The sequence below is a fragment of the Streptococcus sp. HMSC078H03 genome, assembly GCF_001808655.1.
Lineage (GTDB): Bacteria > Bacillota > Bacilli > Lactobacillales > Streptococcaceae > Streptococcus > Streptococcus salivarius_G.
On record NZ_KV794113.1, the window covers coordinates 300,132 to 319,835 of the forward strand.

The window sequence follows — 19,704 nt, forward strand, 5'->3', positions numbered from 1 at the left end:
AAGTCCCTTGCCTTACCGCTTGGCTATACCCCAATAGCAAAATGCTATAAAAAAACATCTAAGTACTTGATATCGACTATCCCGATTCAGTTTCTTAGACATGGAGAGAGAGGGATTCGAACCCCCGAACCCGAAGGAGCGGATTTACAGTCCGCCGCGTTTAGCCTCTTCGCTATCTCTCCTTAAGAACAAGAAATAGTATATCACAGTTTCTTGACCAAAGCAAGCCTTTACTTTGGATTTTAATGATTAAGATTGTATGATTCAATAATGGCAGCTACTGCATCATCCATTTTCTTGTGGAAACCTACAACATTTTCCTTGTCAACAACGGCAAACTTACCATCAATTTCCACAATTTGTCCGATGACTTTCTTACCAACAAGAAGTTCAAAACCTTCGATAGTTGCTTTATTGACGACTACTTTAGCATCATTAATTTGGATTTCAATTTTTTTATCTTTTTTACTCATAGATTTATACCCGATCCTTGGCTCGAGCCATCCTTTCTTAATGTATCTTCTTAATTCTACCGAAAAAGAAAAAAGCTTGCAAGAGCAAGCCTTAAAATAATCGTTTATCTATTAGGAATTAGTCAACTTTGACAATCCATCCTTCTGGTGCTTCAACATCACCAAATTGGATACCTGTCAACTCATCATAAAGTTTACGTGTTACAGGACCTACTTCTGTTTCTGAGTAGAAGACATGGAAGTCATCACCATGTTGTACCCCACCAATTGGTGAGATAACGGCAGCTGTACCACAGGCACCTGCTTCGACAAATTTATCCAATTCAGAAATCTTAACATCACCTTGGATAGCTTTCATGCCAAAGCGATTTTCAGCCAAGTAAAGCAATGAGAACTTAGTGATAGATGGCAAGATAGATGGGCTGAGTGGTGTAACGAATTCGTTATCGGCTGTGATACCAAAGAAGTTTGCAGAACCCACTTCTTCAATCTTAGTGTGAGTTGCTGGATCAAGGTAGATCACATCTGAGAAGTTACGATCATGTGCAATCTTACCTGGCAACATACTTGCTGCGTAGTTACCACCCACCTTAGCAGCACCTGTACCATGTGGAGCAGCACGGTCATAATCATCTTGGATAAGGAAGTTTGTTGGAGCCAAACCACCTTTGAAGTAGTTACCTACTGGCATAGCAAAAATGGTAAAGATATACTCATCTGCTGGATGCACACCAATGATATCACCAACCCCAATCAACAATGGACGGAGATAAAGTGTTGCACCTGTACCATATGGTGGAACATATTCTTCATTTGCACGTACAACTTGTTTACATGCATCTACAAATTTGTCAACGGGAACTTGTGGCATCAAAAGACGATCCGCAGTACGTTGCAAACGTTTAGCATTTTCATCTGGACGGAACAATTGAATAGAGCCATCTTTAGTACGGTAAGCCTTGAGGCCTTCAAAAGCTTCTTGACCATAGTGAAGGGCTGGAGATGCTTCTGAAATATGCAAAGTCGCATCCTCAGTCAATTGCCCCTCATCCCATTTACCGTCTTTGTAATATGAGATATAACGGAATGGAAGTTTACTGTAATTAAATCCTAGATTTTCCCAGTCTAAATCAACTGTCATGTGTATATCCTCTTTTCTGTTACTATGTGCTTTCTAGTATAGTCCTTTTCATTGAAAATTTCAAGGTTATGTTGCAAAATTCTGACAATTCTTTTTAAAACACTTATTTTGCCCATCAAAGAAAAAAACTCTGCCCTCTAATAAGAGAACAAAGCTTTCTTATCTTTATCTTTCAATAATCTTGGCAGAAAAGACTTCTTTGTCTGCTAATCCTTCAATGAAGCTACCGTTGCTAGTACGGTCTGAAAGATTTAGAAGGGACAAGTCAACCTCTGCCGTTTCACCTGTTGTAGCTGTTACAAGCAAGGTCTGAGGAGTCTCTTCCACTGGTGTTGCTAGAAGATCTATCTCGCCACCAGCATTTTCCGTAAAGACTGGACCCGCAGTGAAGACACGGTGTGGTTTCGTCTTAAGCTCACGAAGAACTTGGAGACCTCGACCAGCTCGCTTAGCCTGTGGAATATCTGCTGTAGCTACACGTTTGAGACTAGCTCTTTGTGTCAGAAGGTAGAAACTTTGAGTATTTGCTACAAAAACAGCCTGAACGGTATCATCATCCTTAAGATTGATTGTCTTAACACCTGCTGCCTTGGCACCAACTACTGGCACTTCGTCCGCGTTAAAGCGAAGGGCATAACCCTTTTGAGTGATAATCATGATATCATCCAATTGAATTGGCGTAACCGTAACAATAAAATCACTATCATCCTTGAGTTTAGCGTATTTAACCGACTTAGACTTGTAGGTACGCCATGGCGTAAATTCCTTGCGTTCGAAACGTTTAATCTGACCCAGCTTGGTAGCTGCTAGGTAAGTACCTGTTTCAAAATCATCCAGGATTTCTGCGTAAAGCACTTCTTCATCCTTAGATAAATTGGTGATAGTTTGTGATAAATGCTCTCCCAAATCCTTCCAACGAATGTCTGGTAACTCATGGATTGGACGATAAATCACATTGGCCTGATTAGTGAAAATCAAGAGGTGTTGTGTCGTCTTAGCTTGCTGAACCAAAATCAAATCATCATCATCACGTTTTCCGACTTCGTCAATCGTTGAAGCATTGAAAGAACGTGGGCTTGTACGTTTGACATAGCCACCGCGAGTGATGCTGACATAGGTTTCTTCTTCAACAATCAAACTTGCAGTATCAATTTCAATGGTCTTGGTTTCTGCTTGCAACTCTGAACGACGGTCATTACCAAATTTCTTCTTAATGTCACGGAGTTCACGTTTCATGACATTAAACATGGTACGCTCATCACCAATGATAGCAGCCAAGGTCGCGATTTGTTCACGTAAATCAGCTTCCTCATTTTGGAGAGTGACAATATCCGTATTGGTCAAACGATAAAGTTGCAAGGTCACGATAGCTTCTGCTTGTTCTTCTGAAAAATCATAGCTGACCTTAAGATTTTCCTTAGCATCAGCCTTATTTTCAGAAGCTCGGATAAGAGCGATAACCTCATCCAAAATAGAAATAACACGAATCAATCCTTCAACAATATGAAGACGTTTTTCAGCTTTTTCCTTGTCAAATTTTGAACGAGCAACGATAATATCACGACGGTGGGCAATGTAGCTAGATAAAATCTTTTGCAAGCCCACTTGACGTGGGGTGAAATTATCAATAGCCACCATGTTGAAATTATAGTTGACCTGAAGATCCGTATATTTCAAAAGGTAGTTAAGAATAGTTTGGCTGTCAGCATCCTTCTTAAGTTCAATAGCAATACGCAACCCTGTACGGTCAGACTCGTCACGAACTTCTGCAATACCTGGAACCTTGTTATTAACACGAACATCATCGATTTTTTTAACAAGAACTGCCTTATTGACATCGTAAGGAATTTCAGTAACTATGATTTGTTCCTTACCACCTTTGAGTTGTTCGATCTCAGTACGTGAACGCACAACGACACGACCCTTACCGGTTTCGTAGGCCTTACGAATCTCATCCTTGCCCTGAATGATAGCCCCTGTTGGGAAATCTGGACCAGGCAAGAATTCCATCAATTTATCCAGTTTAGCAGATGGATGGTCAATCATATAGACAACGGCATCGATGACCTCTGACAGATTATGCGGTGGAATGTCTGTGGCATAACCAGCAGAAATCCCTGTAGCACCATTAACCAAGAGGTTTGGAAAGGCTGCAGGTAAAACGGTTGGTTCCTTCTCTGTATCATCAAAGTTCCAAGCCCAAGGAACGGTGTTTTTATCAATATCTTGAAGAAGGTAGCCAGCAATCTCTGACAAACGCGCCTCTGTATAACGCATAGCCGCTGGCGGATCACCATCCATAGAACCGTTGTTACCGTGCATCTCAACTAAGATTTCACGATTCTTCCAGTCCTGAGACATACGCACCATGGCATCATAAATGGAACTATCGCCATGTGGGTGAAAATTACCCATAATGTTACCCACCGACTTGGCAGATTTACGATAGCCCTTGTCATGGGTATTGCCATCCTTATTCATGGAATAAAGAATACGACGTTGAACGGGTTTCAAACCGTCACGAATGTCAGGAAGCGCACGCTCCTGAATAATGTATTTGGAGTAGCGTCCAAAACGCTCCCCCATGATGTCCTCAAGGGACATGTTTTGAATATTAGACATAAGATTTCTCTTTATTTTTTAGTTTAAGTAATGATTTGAAATAATGTGAAAGACAAATAGTAACTTTCCTACCTAACTGCCACGCTTCATAATGTCTTTCCTTGACTTTGCAACTGTAGAAGAATGGTTTTCACCTTCCTAATTTCTATTTCACCAACCACAAATTGAACGACTGTACTTATCACAATTAAAATGAAAAATACACAAGATAGTGTCAATGAAGTAGAAAGTTCCCCAAAGAATAAGATAAAGTTTAAGAGTGATAAACAAGTCATTAAAGAGGCGTTGATTACGAGAACAGTAGCTAGCGGTATACGAAACAATCTATAATGATAGATACTTTTGAAAAGTGATGTGATACTACACGCAACACTTAAAGGAGTAAAAACATACACATTATAGAAAGCAAATAACAAACCCGAATAGGTTCTATCTGAGAAGGGATTATCTATCAAAGATAGAAGGAAGGTTATCACAACTAGTATAGGCAGGGTTAAAAAGCGTGTTTTTATTGGTCTCTTTTTATAAACGCTTAAATAAGCTATTGCTCCCCCACAAACAGGAAAGACTACTTGAGAATAGTGAAGTAAAAAACTTAATACCTTAGATAACATAGGTCTACCTCACATTGTCTTTTCCTGACTCAACCATATAATCTTTATTTTTTTCGTTTTCCTTTCTCCCTATTATAGTTTGAGCAATACCACTTGCCGCTAGGAGGATAAAAATAAGGTACATGGATGAATTTGGGAGAAATTCCAAAGCCCCTTGTAAGAAAAGTAGGTTGAGGAAAGCCAGTAATGTGGCGAAAAAACTATTAATCGCTAATAAGATTGAATAATTGGTTTGAAAGCGTGTTAAATGTAGAAGACTCTTTATAAAAGCTATTAGTGAGAATGGTACATAAAACACTGAAAAGACCATCAGGTAGTAAAAAACAAATAATAAGCCTGAGTATGGACTACCCAAATAATAATAGAGGGGGTTATCCAGCACGAAGATTATGAGGGAGACTATAGATAAGAGAAAGAGGATCAAAAAGCGTGTTTTTATAGGACGTATACCATAAAAAAATAAGTATATAGCAGAAACAATAACCATAAGAATAATAGCCGGAATAGCTACATCTGCATGGTAAGCTAGGTAATCGATAACATTAAAATCCATTTTTCTACCTCCATTGATTTCTAGTCAATGACACTGCAAATAGTTAATAAACGATGTAGAAAATAATCAACTTGTTTCTTTATAATCCCAAGTTTCTATTGATTGTAAACGCTCTCCCTAGTTCTATCTTATTACATTCCCTTCTGGCCTGCAACCTAAAATGCGCCACTTTCTTCCAAGGTAAATTTAACGTTATCTTCGATCCATTGACGGCGTGGTGCTGCCTTATCTCCCATAAGAACGGAGACACGACGTTCGGCACGCGCTAGGTCGTCAATAGTCACTCGGATAAGGGTTCTTGTCTCTGGATCCATGGTTGTTTCCCAAAGCTGGTCAGCATTCATCTCACCAAGCCCCTTGTAACGTTGAAGAATAGCTCCACGACCAAATTTTTGACGAAGTTCCTCAAGTTCCCCATCCGTCCAAGCATATTCAACAACTTCCTTCTTGCCTTTTCCTTTAGACATCTTGTAAAGAGGAGGCAAAGCAATATAAACGTGTCCTGCTTCAACCAGTGGACGCATATAACGATAGAAGAAAGTAAGTAGCAAGGTCTGAATGTGAGCCCCATCGGTATCGGCATCGGTCATGATGATAATCTTATCGTAGTTGATATCGTCAAGGTTAAAATCAGCTCCAACACCTGCACCAATAGTGTAAATCATGGTATTAATCTCTTCATTTTTGAGAATATCTGCCATTTTAGCTTTCTCAGTGTTTAGGACCTTACCTCGAAGAGGCAGGATAGCCTGGAATTTACGATCACGGCCTTGTTTGGCTGATCCACCGGCAGAGTCACCCTCGACCAGATAGAGTTCATTTTTCTTAGCATTTTTAGACTGAGCTGGCGTTAATTTCCCTGATAAGAGCCCCTTGTCTTTTTTATTTTTCTTCCCGTTTCGACTAGCATCACGCGCTTTTCTAGCAGCCTCACGGGCATCACGGGCCTTGATAGCCTTACGCACCAAGTTAGAAGCTAAGTCCCCATTTTCCATAAGGAAGTAAGTCAGATGCTCTGAAACAATACTATCAACAATCGGACGAGCTAAAGGAGAGCCAAGTTTGTCCTTGGTTTGTCCTTCAAACTGAAGGTGTTCTTCAGGAACCAAAAGCGAAATAACTGCTGATAAACCTTCACGGTAATCTGACCCTTCGAGGTTCTTATCCTTTTCTTTGAGAAGACCCGTCTTACGCGCATAATCGTTAAGAGCCTTGGTAATGGCAGACTTGAAGCCTGTTTCGTGGGTCCCTCCATCCTTAGTACGGACATTATTGACAAAGGAAAGGATATTGTCAGAGTAACCGTCATTATACTGAAGGGCTAATTCCAAGTGAAATTCTTGCTGATCTCCATCAATATAGATAACTGGTGTCAACGTTTCCTTGTCCTCATTCAGGTATGACACGAAGTCTTGAACCCCATTTTCATAGTGGAATTCTTCACGAACTTCTTCTTCGCCACGCAAGTCAGTCAATGTCATAGTGACATTCTTAAGAAGAAAGGCTGATTCTTTGAGACGCTCTGAGATAGTGTTAAATTTAAAGTCAGTTGTTGAAAAGATGCTCGCATCAGGCATAAAGGTAACTTTTGTACCTGTCTTAGACTTAGGCGCTTTACCAATCTTTTCAAGCCCTGTTACAGGGTGACCACCATTTTCAAATCGTTGGCGATAAACACTACCGTCACGGGTAATTTCTACCTCAAGCCAACTAGACAGCGCATTAACAACTGAGGAACCCACACCGTGAAGACCTCCAGAAGTCTTATAACCACCCTGTCCAAATTTACCACCCGCGTGGAGAACGGTGAAAATAACTTCAACTGTTGGTTTACCCATGGCATGCATACCTGTCGGCATCCCACGTCCAGAGTCAGAAACAGAAACAGAACCATCCTTATTTAGGGTAACAGCGATAACATCACCAAAACCAGAAAGAGCTTCATCGACCGCATTGTCGACAATCTCCCAAACTAAGTGGTGAAGTCCTGTTCCATCTGTTGAGCCAATGTACATTCCAGGGCGCTTGCGAACCGCATCCAACCCTTCTAGTACCTGAATGGCATCATCATTATAATTATTTACATTAATTTCTTTTTTAGCCAAGAGTGACCTCCAAAATTTTCATCCTTATTATTTTATAAGTTTTCAGAAGAATTTGCAAAAGAAATCAAGAAAGTTCAAAAGATATCTTAAGGCTGACTGACTTTGTCAATTACTAGGCTGTATGCTATAATTATCTCATGAAAATCTTATTGTTAATCCTAATCGCCTACTTGCTAGGTTCCATTCAGACCGGCCTCTGGATTGGGAAACTTTTCTTCCATACCAATCTTCGTGAGCATGGCTCTGGAAATACTGGAACAACCAATACCTTTCGTGTTCTAGGTAAGACTGCTGGTACCATCACCTTCTTGGTGGATATGTTCAAGGGTACCTTGGCTGTTCTTCTTCCTATCTGGCTTGGTGTTACAGAGGTTTCACCTCTAGTCATTGGTTTCTTTGCCATTATCGGACATGTTTTTCCAATCTTTGCTGGATTTAAAGGTGGGAAGGCCGTTGCGACAAGTGCTGGGGTGCTTCTTGGTTTCGCCCCACTCTACTGTGTCTTCCTACTCTTGGTCTTTGCCCTAACACTCTATCTAACCAGCATGATCTCATTTTCTAGTGTCACTGCTGCAATTGTTGGACTGATTACCTTGGCTGTGTTTCCAGCCATCCACTTCTTGCTAGATGGCTATGACCTTATTTTCACTGGGGTCCTTACCATCATGGCTTTGATTATTATCTTCCGCCACACTGAAAATATGGGGCGAATCCGTAGGCATCAAGAAAACTTGGTACCTTTTGGACTTAATTTAACCAAACAAAATCCAAATAAATAATACAGATCTATCAACCACTAGCAAAAAGCTAGTGGTTTTCTTGTTCTCCTAATCAAACAATGCTTTCCAAGTCAAAGAATAAAGATCCGAAGTCTACACCTCGGATCTTTTTTAGGCTTAAGCTTTAAAGCTGACACCATTTTCTTTCAATTTTTTAACTGTCGCAGGTCCTACACCTTTGAGGGCAAGAACTTCTTCTTCAGTCACAGTAGCAAAAGCCTCTGCTGAAGTCAAACCTTCATTGTAAAGAGTCTCTACAAGGTTTGAACGAAGGCCTTCAACTTCTGGAAGTTCTGCAAAAGCTTCAAGACTAAGGTCTTTAGCTGCTACTTCTTCCTTAGCAACTGTCTTAGTTTCAGCAACAGGTTGTGGTGCTACTGGTGGCACTGGTGGAACAGGCGCAACTGGTGGGACAGGGGCTTTAACATTATTGAAAAGTCCTTGTTTTTTCAAACGGTGTTTAAAAGCTTTCTTTTTATTTTTTACTTTAGCCATGTTTAGTATTCTCCTATTTTAATCGGCGACACCTTTCCATAAAGTACTGTCGCCATTTTCTTTTTCATCCTCTATTAATAGTGACGTTCCCCGAACAAGCCATCTGGCATATCATGGAAACCTTTGCCAGCACGATAGTTGGCAAACTTACCAATTAGGAAATTGTAAGCATCCAATTTGGCTTCATAACGGTAACTTGCATCACGTGCACGCTCATCGCCATCTTCTTCCCAGATTTTCTTGCTAGCGGCCAAGGCCGTTTCGTTTACTTTAACTTGGGTAACAACCCAGGCTTCGAAGTCTTTTAGAAATTCTTGTTCGTAGGTCATATTTTCCTCTTCATTTTAAAAACCAGCTTAACGCTGGCTTCATTTTCTACTAATAGTGTGTAGAGCTCATAGCCTTACAGTCTCCTATTATAACAAATAATTAGAAATTTGACTAGGTTCTAAACTCTGCATATAAGGCTTTAATGTCATTTGGACGTGTGCGGCAGCAACCACCTAAAATCTTAACTCCAAACTGATCATGCCAATCCTTGCTGTGTTCCACTAAGGTCAGAGCATCCTTGTCCTTAGGTTTCCAAGTCTGCGTACTACCATCATAAACCTCACCTGAGTTGGGGTAAGTAATGAGAGCTTTTCCAGCATTTTTAAGAATAGTAAGAGCCTGATTATATAGCAGAGGCGAACTACAGTTGATTCCTAGAGCCAAGATTTGGTCTGACTGGGAAACAAGCTGGGTAATCTCATCTAAAGAAGTCCCATCACTGATAGTTCCTGGTTCTTGGACTGTAAAACTGATATAAGCTTCTGCTTCTGGAAATTCTTCAGCCAGAAGTTCAATCAAAGCTTGTACTTCCAGATGATTAGGAATGGTTTCCAAAGCCAATAAATCGACACCCTGATCTAGGAGAATTTGAATGCGAGGGCGATGAAACTCATTAAGTTCCTTGATAGTTATCCGACCATAATCACCAGTGTACTCAGAACCATTGGCCAAATAGGCTGCGTAAGGACCGACATCACCAGAAATCAATGGATAAGGACGCTTAGCTTTCTCACTGTCATCCAAAGTTGCCCAGACCTTATCGCGTGCATTCTTTGCCAACTGAACTGTCAAGGCAATAATCTGCTCCGCTTCTTTCTCAGTAAGTCCAGCGTCTATCAAGCCTGGTAAGGTTGCCTGATAAGACGATGTGGTAATCAAATCAGACCCAGCAGCTACATAGGTTTCATGGATTTTTTGAATAACTTCTGGCTTGTCAAGCAGGTACTTGGCTGACCAGAGTTTCCCAGAAATATCATAACCCAAGCTCTCCATCTCTGTTCCCAGAGCCCCATGAAGAATGAGGGGAGATTTATTCTCTAAATAGTCTTTAAATATTGCCATGCAAGGCCTCCTTACCATTTCTTAAAACGAAGGTAGTGATAGAGGTAGCAGAAAATCATAAAAGGAATACCAAAATAAAGTCCTGCCCGTTGTGAACTATCCCAAGCAATACCAAGAACAGAAATGGCCAACAGAATGATTGTGATATAAGGTAGGATTGGATTAAAAGGCGTCTTGTAATCCAACTCATCATCAGAATGTTCTAAATTCCACTGTTTACGGAAGTTGATTTGTGCCATAGGAATAGAGAGCCAGACAACAACAACTGCAAAACCAGCGATTGATACCAAAGCTAGGTAAACTGTATCTGCTGCATAGATACTTGAAAAGAGCGATAAAACTGCTCCTGCTATAGAAATCAAAAGAGCTGTCATTGGAACACCATGCTTATTAATTTTCACTAGCTTTTTATTGAGCATCCCCTCATTGGCCAAAGACCACAGCATACGACTTGACGCATAAAGTCCAGAATTTCCAGCAGAAAGGATAGCTGTCAAGATAACAAAGTTCATGATGTCCGCCGCAAATGGAATTCCCATCTTATCAAAGACATCAACGAAAGGTGCTGAAGAGACTCCTGCTTCTTTCATTGGAAGTAGCGAAGCTAATACAACAATCGTCAGTACAAAGAAGATTACCAAACGACCAATAGTTGTTTTAATCGCCCGAGGAACTGCCTCTTTAGGGTTGTCCGTTTCACCAGCCGCTATACCGATTAACTCTGTTCCTGAAAAGGCATAGTTAACAGCCAACATAACTGACACAATGGCAATACCGCCATTTGGAAAGAGACCATTGGCTGTCAAGTGCTTGAACATAATGGCCTCATGGTGCCCATCAAAACTCACCAACCCAAACATAGCCCCTAGCCCCAGAATAATGAAAACCAGGATAGCAATGACTTTTATTGACGAGAAGAAGGATTCCGCTTCCGCAAATGACCTCACACTCAGAGCATTAATCCCAAAAATCACCAAGGCAAAGAAGGCCGCAAAAATCCAAGCCGGAACCGATGGAAACCAACGTTGCATCAACATGGCAGCACCGAGAAATTCTGTTCCCAAGGCTACCGTCCAACAAATCCAATAAAGCCAAGCTACTGTAAAGCCGGTCCCCGGACTGATAAATTTAGTAGCATAGGTGTGAAAGGATCCCGTTACTGGCATGGCAACAGCTAGCTCACCTAATGAAAGCATGACCAAGTAAACAACAATAGCTCCCACAAGATAAGATAGGATAGCTCCAAGGGGTCCAGCTTGTGCAATCGTATAGCCTGAACTCAAGAAAAGACCAGTACCAATGACACCACCCAGCGATAGCATAAAGAGGTGTCGAGAAGTCATCTTCCGTTGGAACTGACCCTCATTTTCATAATTATGGTTTTCCATAGATTCCTCCAATATATGTGATAAAACAAGCTTATCACAATATTATCCCCTTGGATAATAAGTGAAAACTATCAAAGAGATAGTTAAAGACTATCACATGAAAAAAACTCGGATTTCTCCGAGCTTTTCTTACAATTCTGCCAAAATCGTATCCCATGCTTCATCATAACCGTCACGTGTGACAGATGAAAAGACGATGAAATGGTCATTTTTATCAAAATTGAGTTTTTTCTTAATGATAGATTCGTGCTTGTTCCATTTTCCACGAGGAATCTTGTCAGCCTTAGTCGCCACAACGATCACTGGAATTTCATAATACTTAAGAAATTCATACATTTGAATATCGTCTTGAGTTGGTTCATGTCGGAGGTCAACCAAGCTAACAACCACACGAAGATTGTCTCGAGTCACGAGATACTCCTCAATCATTTTCCCCCATTTGGCACGTTCTTTTTTGGACACACGGGCATAACCGTAACCTGGCACATCCACAAAGCGTAGCTTGTCGTCAATATTGTAGAAATTGAGCAACTGAGTTTTTCCTGGTTTCCCAGATGTACGTGCGAGGTTTTTACGACCAAGAAGGGTATTGATAAAGCTTGATTTACCAACATTCGAGCGTCCTGCTAGGGCAACCTCAGGGAGGTCATCTTGCGGATAGTGACTCTTATTTGCTGCACTGAGTAAAATCTCAGCATTGTGCGTATTTAGGACTTGTTCTTCAGCCATAAGTCCTCCTTACGCTGTTTCCAAAACTGGAGCAGCTGTACCGTCAACAGCTTCTTTGGTAATACGAACCTTAGTCACATCTTCCTGGCTAGGAATTTCAAACATGACATCCATCATGACTTCTTCAATGATAGAGCGAAGCCCACGCGCACCAGTCTTACGTTCAATCGCCTTACTTGCAATAGCTTCAAGAGCATCTTGGTCAAACTCAAGTTCAACCCCATCATAAGACAAAAGGGTTTGGTACTGTTTAACCAAGGCATTTCTAGGCTCTGTCAAGATACGAACCAAGTCGTCCACCGTTAACTGTTCCAGGGCAGCAAGGACTGGCAAACGTCCGATAAACTCAGGGATAAGACCGAATTTTTGAATATCTTCAGCCACAATTTCCTGCATGTATGATGAGTCATCATCAATAGCCTTATTATTTTGACCAAAACCAATGATTTTCTCACCAAGACGTTGCTTAACGATATCTTCGATACCATCAAAAGCACCACCCACGATAAAGAGAATATTCTTCGTATCAATTTGAATCATCTCTTGGTTAGGGTGTTTACGGCCACCTTGAGGTGGAACGCTAGCTACTGTTCCTTCGATAATCTTCAAGAGGGCTTGTTGAACCCCTTCACCAGAAACGTCACGAGTGATTGATACGTTTTCACCTTTTTTAGCAATCTTATCAATCTCGTCGACATAGATGATCCCACGTTCCGCACGTTCAATATTGAAGTCTGCCGCTTGAATCAGTTTGAGGAGGATATTTTCCACGTCCTCACCCACATAACCTGCCTCTGTCAATGATGTCGCATCCGCAATCGCGAAAGGAACATTCAAGCTACGAGCCAAGGTCTGAGCCAAGAAAGTCTTCCCTGAACCAGTTGGTCCAATCATGAGAATATTTGATTTTTGCAAATCCACATCATTGTCTTCACGACTTTCTGTGAAGTTGATACGTTTATAGTGGTTGTAAACAGCTACCGCCAAGGCACGTTTAGCACGGTCTTGCCCCACGACATAGTTGTTCAAAATATCCAAAAGTTCTTTTGGCTTTGGTGTTTCAGCCAAGTCAGCCAAAACTTCTTCTGCCATTTCCTCACGAATGATTTCTTGTGACAAGGCCACACATTCGTTACAGATAAAGACGCCATTCCCAGCGATAATTTTCTTTACTTCTTCTTGGTTTTTGCCACAAAATGAACAATAAACCATTTCTTCATTACGATTTCCAGCCATTTATTCCTCACTCTTTTCTAAAATAGGGTGCCATAGAAGGCGTGAATAGTATTGACAAGGTTGGTAAAAGCATTTAAAAAGAGAAAAACTGCTAACCCATAACGTTTCTTGCGAAAGGCAGGAATGGCAGAGAGCACACAAAGTACTCCCAATAATGCAGTAAATAACCCAAAAACACTACGTTGCATGAACCTAGTCTCCTTCTTTTTCATAGCGACTTATGCTAAAGTCGTAGGCATTTTTATCATCCTTGGCCACACGTTCGTGTGATACCACTTTAAATGCCGTCATATCTAGTTGTGGAAAATACGTATCTCCCTCTAAATCAGCCTCAATAGTTGTCTTGATGAATGCATCATAATGCCCATCAAAAGCCTTGTAGACACCAGCACCACCAGCAATATAGAGATCCTTATCTTGCTGTTCAAACCAAGCTAGGGCTTCCTCAACACTCGTAACGGTCGTTACACCCTCACAGTCGAAGTCCTTGTCTCGTGTCAAAATCAAGGTTTCACGTCCTGGTAGACAACGACGGTTCATGCCATCAAAGGTCACACGCCCCATGAGAATTGCTGAGCCCATGGTCGTTTTCTTGAAATGTGCCAGTTCAGCAGGCAAATGCCAAGGCATGGTGTGATTCTTCCCAATAACATGGTTATGAGCTTCCGCCCAAATAGCAATGAGTTGTTTAGACACAGTATTTCCTTTTCTTTTTAAGTTTACAATCCATTCTAACAAAAAAAGAGAAAAAGAGCTTGGAAAAACTTTGCCAGCTCTTTAAGGGCTTAAACCATAAGCATTTATTAAATTGCTAAGTCAAATTTGAGTTGAGGCTTAACAGGATCATAGTCAACCAATTCAAAATCTTCCGGTTTGATATCGAAGAAATTCGTTCCATCAGGAACGTTGAGGACCAAACGTGGTTGGCAATCAGCTGGCTGACGTTTGAGAAGTTCCTCAGCTTGCTCAAATTGATTGTCATAGATATGGAGGTTATTGATGAAATAAAAGAATTTACCAACTTTCCAACCAAAGTGCTTGGCAATCATCATCTGAAGAGCCACATACTGCATGGCATTAATATGATGAGCCACCAACATATCGTTAGAACGTTGCGTCAAAGTGGCGTCCAAATAAATGTCCTCGCCCACACGGCGAACGTCAAACATAGTTTGGAAGGCACAAGGCTGAAGTCCTGCTGTCGCCTCGAAGGCCTCGTAATCCCAAAGGGAAATGACATTGCGACGGTTCCACGGATTAGCCTCCAACTGTGCCAGCAAACGGTTAATGATATCGTGCTTCTTAACAATCGCTCCATAACGCTGACCAATCGAACGCTTGTCCCCATTATTGGCAGGCACGCCTTCAACTTCCCAGTCATTCCAATAGTGGACATTGTATTTGTCTTCAAGGACATCTAGGCTGTTTGTCTGGTCTTGATAAATCCAAAACACTTCTTTGATGGCAGATTTGATAGCGATAGGACGAAGAGTGGTAATTGGAAACTCTCCCTTGCTCAAGTCATATTCTGCAAAAGCTCCAGTGATGTATTTGGAGTTGGCTGTGGTGCCATCCTTGTATTTAGGACGTGCTTGCTCCGACCAAACGCCTTCTTCCATGATTTTAGTGATATTTTCTTTAAAAATAGTGTCTGCTTTTGTCATGATTTTCCTCTTTATTCTATTGAAAACAAAGTATTTTTTGAGACTTTCCTTAAGTGATTACGGACGTCTGCGAACTTCTTCGAAGTTCCAAGACTAATTTTTGAGCCTATGGTCTCAAAAATTCCGAGTGTCTGTAAACAAAACACTTTATTTACAGACACTTATCTCACAGCGGAAAGTCTCACTTAACGCTCGCAATGATTTCAATATATAACAACAATTTTACTTTTCTAACATAGCTAAAAAACAAGTAGATTACCACTTCAATTTTACCTTATTCTGGTGTAAATGAGAAATATAAGCTATGGGAATAGTAAAAGTAAGTCGTTTAAAATCCCCTAGTTCCTATCAAAAAATGAGATATAACTAACTATCAAAGTTTTTTCAAGGCGAAAGCGCTCTTTTATGGTAAAATCACTATAGATTAGTATCTTCTGGATACTCTACAATGAAGAAAAAAGGAAACATCATATGTCTATTGGAATTGATAAGATTGGTTTTGCGACCAGTCAATATGTTCTAAACATGGCTGATCTCGCTCTTGCCCGTGGGGCGGAGCCTGAAAAATTCAGCAAGGGGCTGATGCTTGATGCAACCAGTATTACGCCGATTACAGAAGATATCGTGACGCTTGCCTCTGATGCGGCGGCTGATATTTTAAATGACAACGACAAAAAAGCTATCGATATGGTCATCGTGGCTACTGAGTCTTCCATTGACCAGTCTAAAGCTGCTGCTGTCTATGTTCACAGTCTATTGGGTATTCAGCCTTTTGCCCGTTCTTTTGAAATGAAGGAAGCTTGTTACGCTGCAACGGCTGGACTTAACTATGCTAAATTGCACGTGGCAACTCACCCAGATAGCAAGGTTCTGGTTATCGCTAGTGATATTGCCCGCTATGGTGTGGGTTCCTCTGGTGAGTCTACCCAGGGAGCTGGCGCCGTAGCTATGCTGGTCAGTCAGAATCCACGTATCTTGGAGCTTGCTGATGATAATGTGGCACAAACTCGTGATGTCATGGACTTCTGGCGTCCCAACTACAGTTCAACGCCTTATGTTCAAGGCATCTACTCAACCAAACAGTACCTTGACAGTTTGAAGACAACTTGGGCAGCCTATCAAGAACGCCATCAGGCTGACTTTGCTGATTTTGCCGCTTTTTGTCTCCACCTGCCTTATCCTAAGTTGGCACTCAAGGGACTTAACAAGATTATTCCAAAAGAGTTGAATCCAGAGAATAAAGAGCGTTTGACAAACAACTTTGATGCTTCAATTACCTATAGTCGTCAAATTGGAAATATCTATACAGGGTCACTCTATCTTGGACTTCTTTCTTTGCTTGAACAGTCGCAAGACCTTAAAGCCGGAGATAAGATTGGCTTCTTCTCTTACGGTTCTGGAGCTGTCTCTGAGATTTTCTCAGGACGTCTGGTTGAAGGATACAAAGACCTGCTTCGTTCGGACCGCCTAGATACCTTTGCCAAACGTCAACACTTGAGCGTTGCTGATTATGAAAAACTTTTCTATGAAGAGGCTCAGTTGGATGACACTGGTTCTACTCAATTCGCTGATTACCAAACCGGAGCTTTCCGTTTAGCTGAAATCTCTGAACACCAACGTATCTATAAAGGAAATTAATATGACAAAACTCTCTTGGACTGGTTTTTCCAAGAAGACACCGCAAGAACGTAAAGAGCATTTGAAAACGAATGCTCTTTTGTCTCAGGAAAATCAAAATCTTCTGGATAAGGACCAACAACTTACCCTTGAAACAGCCAATCAAATGGCTGAAAATGTCATTGGTCGATTCACACTCCCCTTTGCCATTTGCCCAGATGTATTGGTAGATGGTGTGACCTATCAGGTTCCCATGGTTACCGAGGAACCTTCAGTTGTGGCTGCTGCTTCCTATGCTAGCAAGCTCATTAAGCGCTCTGGCGGTTTCACAACTACGATTCATGACCGTCAGATGATTGGCCAAGTCGCCCTCTTTGATGTCCCTGATAAGGTTTCTGCTTCAAGCAAAATTCAAGCAGTCAGTCAGGAACTTATAGAGATTGCCAAAGAGGCTCACCCTTCTATTGTTAAGCGTGGAGGCGGCCCCCGCAAGCTCTGGACTGAGACTAAGGGAGACTTCCTCATTGTCTATCTAGCCGTTGATACCCAAGAAGCCATGGGAGCCAATATGGTCAACACCATGATGGAAGCCCTGGTGCCAGAATTGGAAAACCTCTCAAAAGGTCAAAGCCTCATGGCTATTCTCTCAAATCTAGCCACTGAAAGTCTTGTGACAGCTACTTGTCGTCTTAGCACGCGCTTCCTCAGTCGAAATAAGGAAGAGGCACATGACCTAGCCAAGAAAATGGAGATGGCCAGCCAATTGGCTCAGGTGGACCCCTACCGAGCAGCTACCCATAATAAGGGAATTTTCAATGGTATCGATGCCCTAGTTATCGCGACCGGAAACGATTGGCGAGCAGTTGAGGCCGGTAGCCATGCCTATGCAAGCAAGGATGGTAGCTACCGTGGTCTGTCCACATGGACTTATGATCAGGAAGCTAAGGAACTAGTTGGAGAATTAACCCTCCCCATGCCAATCGCAACCCGTGGTGGTTCAATTGGACTTAACCCTAGTGCTTCTATCGCCCATGATTTGCTTAAAAATCCAGATGCCAAAACCCTAGCCAGTATCATCGTCTCTCTTGGTTTGACACAAAATCTGGCTGCTCTGAAAGCTCTGACTTCAACAGGAATCCAAGCAGGACATATGAAACTCCAAGCCAAATCTCTGGCCTTGTTAGCTGGGGCTAGTCCTGAAGAAATGCCTCAGGTTTTGGCTGAACTTCTCAAGGCCAAACATATGAACCAAGAAACTGCACAAGCAATTTTGGAGAAACTCAGAACCCCATAAGAAGTGATTCAAAAGCATAAAAAATCACTCTGCCTTATCACATAAAAAATAAAGATGTTGGAAATGTTATCTCAACATCTTTTTCATATCTCACAAGTTCTGACTTGACTTGAATTTCTATAATGTTATAATCTAGTTATGAAAACTAGATAAAGAGGTTTTTATAATTTGACAACACAACAATACCCTCTCTGGGAAGAATTACCAGAGATTGAACTCTATTTGGATCAGGTTTTGCTCTATGTCAATCAGGTCACCCAAAGCACTTTGGGACCAAACGATAAGGGACTAACCGCCTCTATGGTCAATAATTACGTCAAACATGGCCATGTCGCAAAACCCATCAAGAAAAAATATAATGCTGCTCAGGTAGCTAGACTTATTGTCATCACTAGTCTAAAGACCGTCTTTGAGATTTCTGAGATTGCTAAAACCTTAGAAATCCTACGAACAGATGCTGAAAGCCAAAAGAGCTACTACAATGACTTTGTAGCCTGTATGAATGGTCAGTTTCCTCAAGAAGCTCCACAAGTCATACTCTCAGCCTGTCAGACGCTTCAATGCTACCGAGCTACCCATCAACTTTTGAACGACCTTGAAGGAGGAAATAATGTCTAATACTGCTACTTTTAATACTTCTCCCAACCTCAAACTCAGTAAAAAACTTAGCTTTGGTGAGGAAGTGGCAAACAGCGTGACACACGCCGTCGGTGCTGTGGCCATGCTAGTCTTACTGCCAATTACTGCTGTTCATGCCAATAATGGCTACGGCATGACAGCTGCTGTCGGGATGTCTGTTTTCGTTATCAGCCTATTCCTCATGTTTTTGAGCTCAGCCATCTACCATGCTATGGATTACAATTCACCCCACAAGATGGTTTTAAGAATTATTGACCACAGCATGATTTATATCGCCATTGCTGGAAGCTACACCCCTGTTGCCCTCTCACTGGTTGGCGGATGGCTAGGCTATAGCATCATCATCCTCCAATGGGGAACAACAATTTTTGGTATTCTCTATAAAATCTTTGCTAAAAAAATCAATGAAAAGTTCTCCCTCTTCCTCTATCTGATGATGGGATGGTTAGTTATCTTCATTATTCCAGCTATCGTCACTAAGACAGGACCAGCCTTTTGGGGGCTCATGCTTGCTGGAGGATTGTCATACACGGTTGGAGCAGCTTTTTACGCTAAGAAAAAACCATACTTCCACATGATTTGGCACCTCTTCATCATGCTGGCTTCAGCACTCCAATATCTGGGTATCGTCTACTTCATGCTTCCTTAAGCTAATACTAGACTTCTAGGTGTTATGGTATAATAAGGCATACGGAGGTAAATCATATGAAAAAAGAACTCAGACGAGATCCAAACAACAAAATCATTGCCGGTGTTTGTTCTGGTATCGCTAAATATCTTGACATCGACCCTGTCATTATTCGCCTCATTTGGGCTGCAGCGATTTTCTTATTCGGAACAGGCTTTCTTTTCAACATCATCTGCTGGATTATTATCCCAGAAGAAAGCAAGTGGTAAGTTATCATTGAATATACAAAAAAGTGATACAGACCTAAATTTCTTACTATTTAGGTCTGTATCACT

The 19,704-nt window shown here is 41.4% G+C and carries 19 protein-coding genes, 1 tRNA gene and 1 pseudogene; 6 read left to right on the forward strand and 15 right to left on the reverse strand.

The features are described 5' to 3' along the window. Positions 1-101 precede the first annotated feature (101 nt). From HMPREF2607_RS07325 to parE, 6 genes and pseudogenes are all read right to left on the reverse strand, one after another. Positions 102-182: transfer RNA gene (locus HMPREF2607_RS07325), tRNA-Tyr, on the reverse strand. A 60-nt stretch (positions 183-242) separates the two neighbouring features. Next, positions 243-473, reverse strand: a complete 231-nt coding sequence (locus tag HMPREF2607_RS07330) for a DUF2969 domain-containing protein (protein ID WP_002886057.1) — start codon at positions 471-473, stop codon at positions 243-245. Positions 474-591: 118 nt separating this feature from the next. Beyond that, a pseudogene (locus HMPREF2607_RS07335) lies at positions 592-1,623 on the reverse strand (branched-chain amino acid aminotransferase); the annotation flags it as partial. 156 nt (positions 1,624-1,779) lie between these two features. Continuing rightward, positions 1,780-4,236, reverse strand: a complete 2,457-nt coding sequence (gene parC / locus HMPREF2607_RS07340) for a DNA topoisomerase IV subunit A (RefSeq protein WP_021144501.1) — start codon at positions 4,234-4,236, stop codon at positions 1,780-1,782. 618 nt (positions 4,237-4,854) lie between these two features. Continuing rightward, complete coding sequence (locus HMPREF2607_RS07345) at positions 4,855-5,403, reverse strand: hypothetical protein (protein WP_037602101.1); 549 nt, start codon at positions 5,401-5,403, stop codon at positions 4,855-4,857. A 155-nt stretch (positions 5,404-5,558) separates the two neighbouring features. Beyond that, positions 5,559-7,508 (reverse strand): DNA topoisomerase IV subunit B, encoded by a 1,950-nt coding sequence (parE, locus tag HMPREF2607_RS07350; protein ID WP_013990942.1) that lies wholly within the window; start codon positions 7,506-7,508, stop codon positions 5,559-5,561. A gap of 137 nt (positions 7,509-7,645) precedes the next feature. Here parE and plsY point away from each other — a divergent pair, with 137 nt between their 5' ends. Beyond that, a complete protein-coding gene (gene plsY, locus HMPREF2607_RS07355) occupies positions 7,646-8,287 on the forward strand; it encodes a glycerol-3-phosphate 1-O-acyltransferase PlsY (RefSeq protein ID WP_013990943.1) in 642 nt (213 codons plus the stop codon). Between the two features lie 117 nt (positions 8,288-8,404). Here plsY and HMPREF2607_RS07360 read toward each other — a convergent pair whose 3' ends face one another. The 9 genes from HMPREF2607_RS07360 to HMPREF2607_RS07395 all read right to left on the reverse strand — a co-directional run bounded on the left by HMPREF2607_RS07360 (position 8,405) and on the right by HMPREF2607_RS07395 (position 15,191). Further along, positions 8,405-8,782, reverse strand: coding sequence for a helix-hairpin-helix domain-containing protein (locus HMPREF2607_RS07360; RefSeq protein WP_002885939.1), 378 nt, complete (start codon positions 8,780-8,782; stop codon positions 8,405-8,407). A 74-nt stretch (positions 8,783-8,856) separates the two neighbouring features. Then, positions 8,857-9,111: a DUF1912 family protein gene (locus HMPREF2607_RS07365; RefSeq protein WP_002886199.1), complete on the reverse strand. Its 255-nt coding sequence runs from the start codon at positions 9,109-9,111 to the stop codon at positions 8,857-8,859. A 112-nt stretch (positions 9,112-9,223) separates the two neighbouring features. Continuing rightward, the gene (gene mmuM / locus HMPREF2607_RS07370; protein ID WP_070476509.1) at positions 9,224-10,174 is read right to left on the reverse strand and encodes a homocysteine S-methyltransferase; all 951 of its coding nucleotides are present in this window, start codon (positions 10,172-10,174) and stop codon (positions 9,224-9,226) included. An 11-nt stretch (positions 10,175-10,185) separates the two neighbouring features. Then, positions 10,186-11,562 carry an amino acid permease gene (locus HMPREF2607_RS07375; RefSeq protein WP_070476511.1) on the reverse strand — a complete coding sequence of 459 codons (1,377 nt, stop codon included), beginning with the start codon at positions 11,560-11,562 and terminating at the stop codon, positions 10,186-10,188. A gap of 129 nt (positions 11,563-11,691) precedes the next feature. Then, positions 11,692-12,291, reverse strand: a complete 600-nt coding sequence (gene yihA, locus HMPREF2607_RS07380; protein WP_002885996.1) for a ribosome biogenesis GTP-binding protein YihA/YsxC — start codon at positions 12,289-12,291, stop codon at positions 11,692-11,694. A gap of 9 nt (positions 12,292-12,300) precedes the next feature. Then, complete coding sequence (gene clpX, locus HMPREF2607_RS07385) at positions 12,301-13,527, reverse strand: ATP-dependent Clp protease ATP-binding subunit ClpX (protein WP_002890340.1); 1,227 nt, start codon at positions 13,525-13,527, stop codon at positions 12,301-12,303. Between the two features lie 17 nt (positions 13,528-13,544). Continuing rightward, the gene (locus tag HMPREF2607_RS10395) at positions 13,545-13,715 is read right to left on the reverse strand and encodes a hypothetical protein (protein WP_002886174.1); all 171 of its coding nucleotides are present in this window, start codon (positions 13,713-13,715) and stop codon (positions 13,545-13,547) included. Positions 13,716-13,719: 4 nt separating this feature from the next. Beyond that, the gene (locus HMPREF2607_RS07390) at positions 13,720-14,223 is read right to left on the reverse strand and encodes a dihydrofolate reductase (protein ID WP_013990945.1); all 504 of its coding nucleotides are present in this window, start codon (positions 14,221-14,223) and stop codon (positions 13,720-13,722) included. Positions 14,224-14,330: 107 nt separating this feature from the next. Beyond that, a complete protein-coding gene (locus HMPREF2607_RS07395; protein ID WP_070476514.1) occupies positions 14,331-15,191 on the reverse strand; it encodes a thymidylate synthase in 861 nt (286 codons plus the stop codon). 471 nt (positions 15,192-15,662) lie between these two features. Between HMPREF2607_RS07395 and HMPREF2607_RS07400 the strand changes: the two genes are divergently transcribed. From HMPREF2607_RS07400 to HMPREF2607_RS07420, 5 genes are all read left to right on the forward strand, one after another. Then, positions 15,663-16,829, forward strand: coding sequence for a hydroxymethylglutaryl-CoA synthase (locus HMPREF2607_RS07400; protein WP_070476516.1), 1,167 nt, complete (start codon positions 15,663-15,665; stop codon positions 16,827-16,829). Position 16,830: 1 nt separating this feature from the next. Next, complete coding sequence (locus HMPREF2607_RS07405) at positions 16,831-18,102, forward strand: hydroxymethylglutaryl-CoA reductase, degradative (protein ID WP_070476518.1); 1,272 nt, start codon at positions 16,831-16,833, stop codon at positions 18,100-18,102. Between the two features lie 168 nt (positions 18,103-18,270). Next, entirely contained in the window at positions 18,271-18,720 is a 450-nt protein-coding gene (locus tag HMPREF2607_RS07410; RefSeq protein ID WP_002885964.1) for a DUF1836 domain-containing protein, read from the forward strand. Further along, entirely contained in the window at positions 18,713-19,390 is a 678-nt protein-coding gene (locus HMPREF2607_RS07415; protein WP_002886236.1) for a PAQR family membrane homeostasis protein TrhA, read from the forward strand. Before HMPREF2607_RS07410 ends, HMPREF2607_RS07415 begins: the two co-directional genes overlap by 8 nt. Positions 19,391-19,446: 56 nt before the next feature. Further along, entirely contained in the window at positions 19,447-19,638 is a 192-nt protein-coding gene (locus HMPREF2607_RS07420) for a PspC domain-containing protein (protein ID WP_070476519.1), read from the forward strand. Positions 19,639-19,704 lie beyond the last annotated feature (66 nt).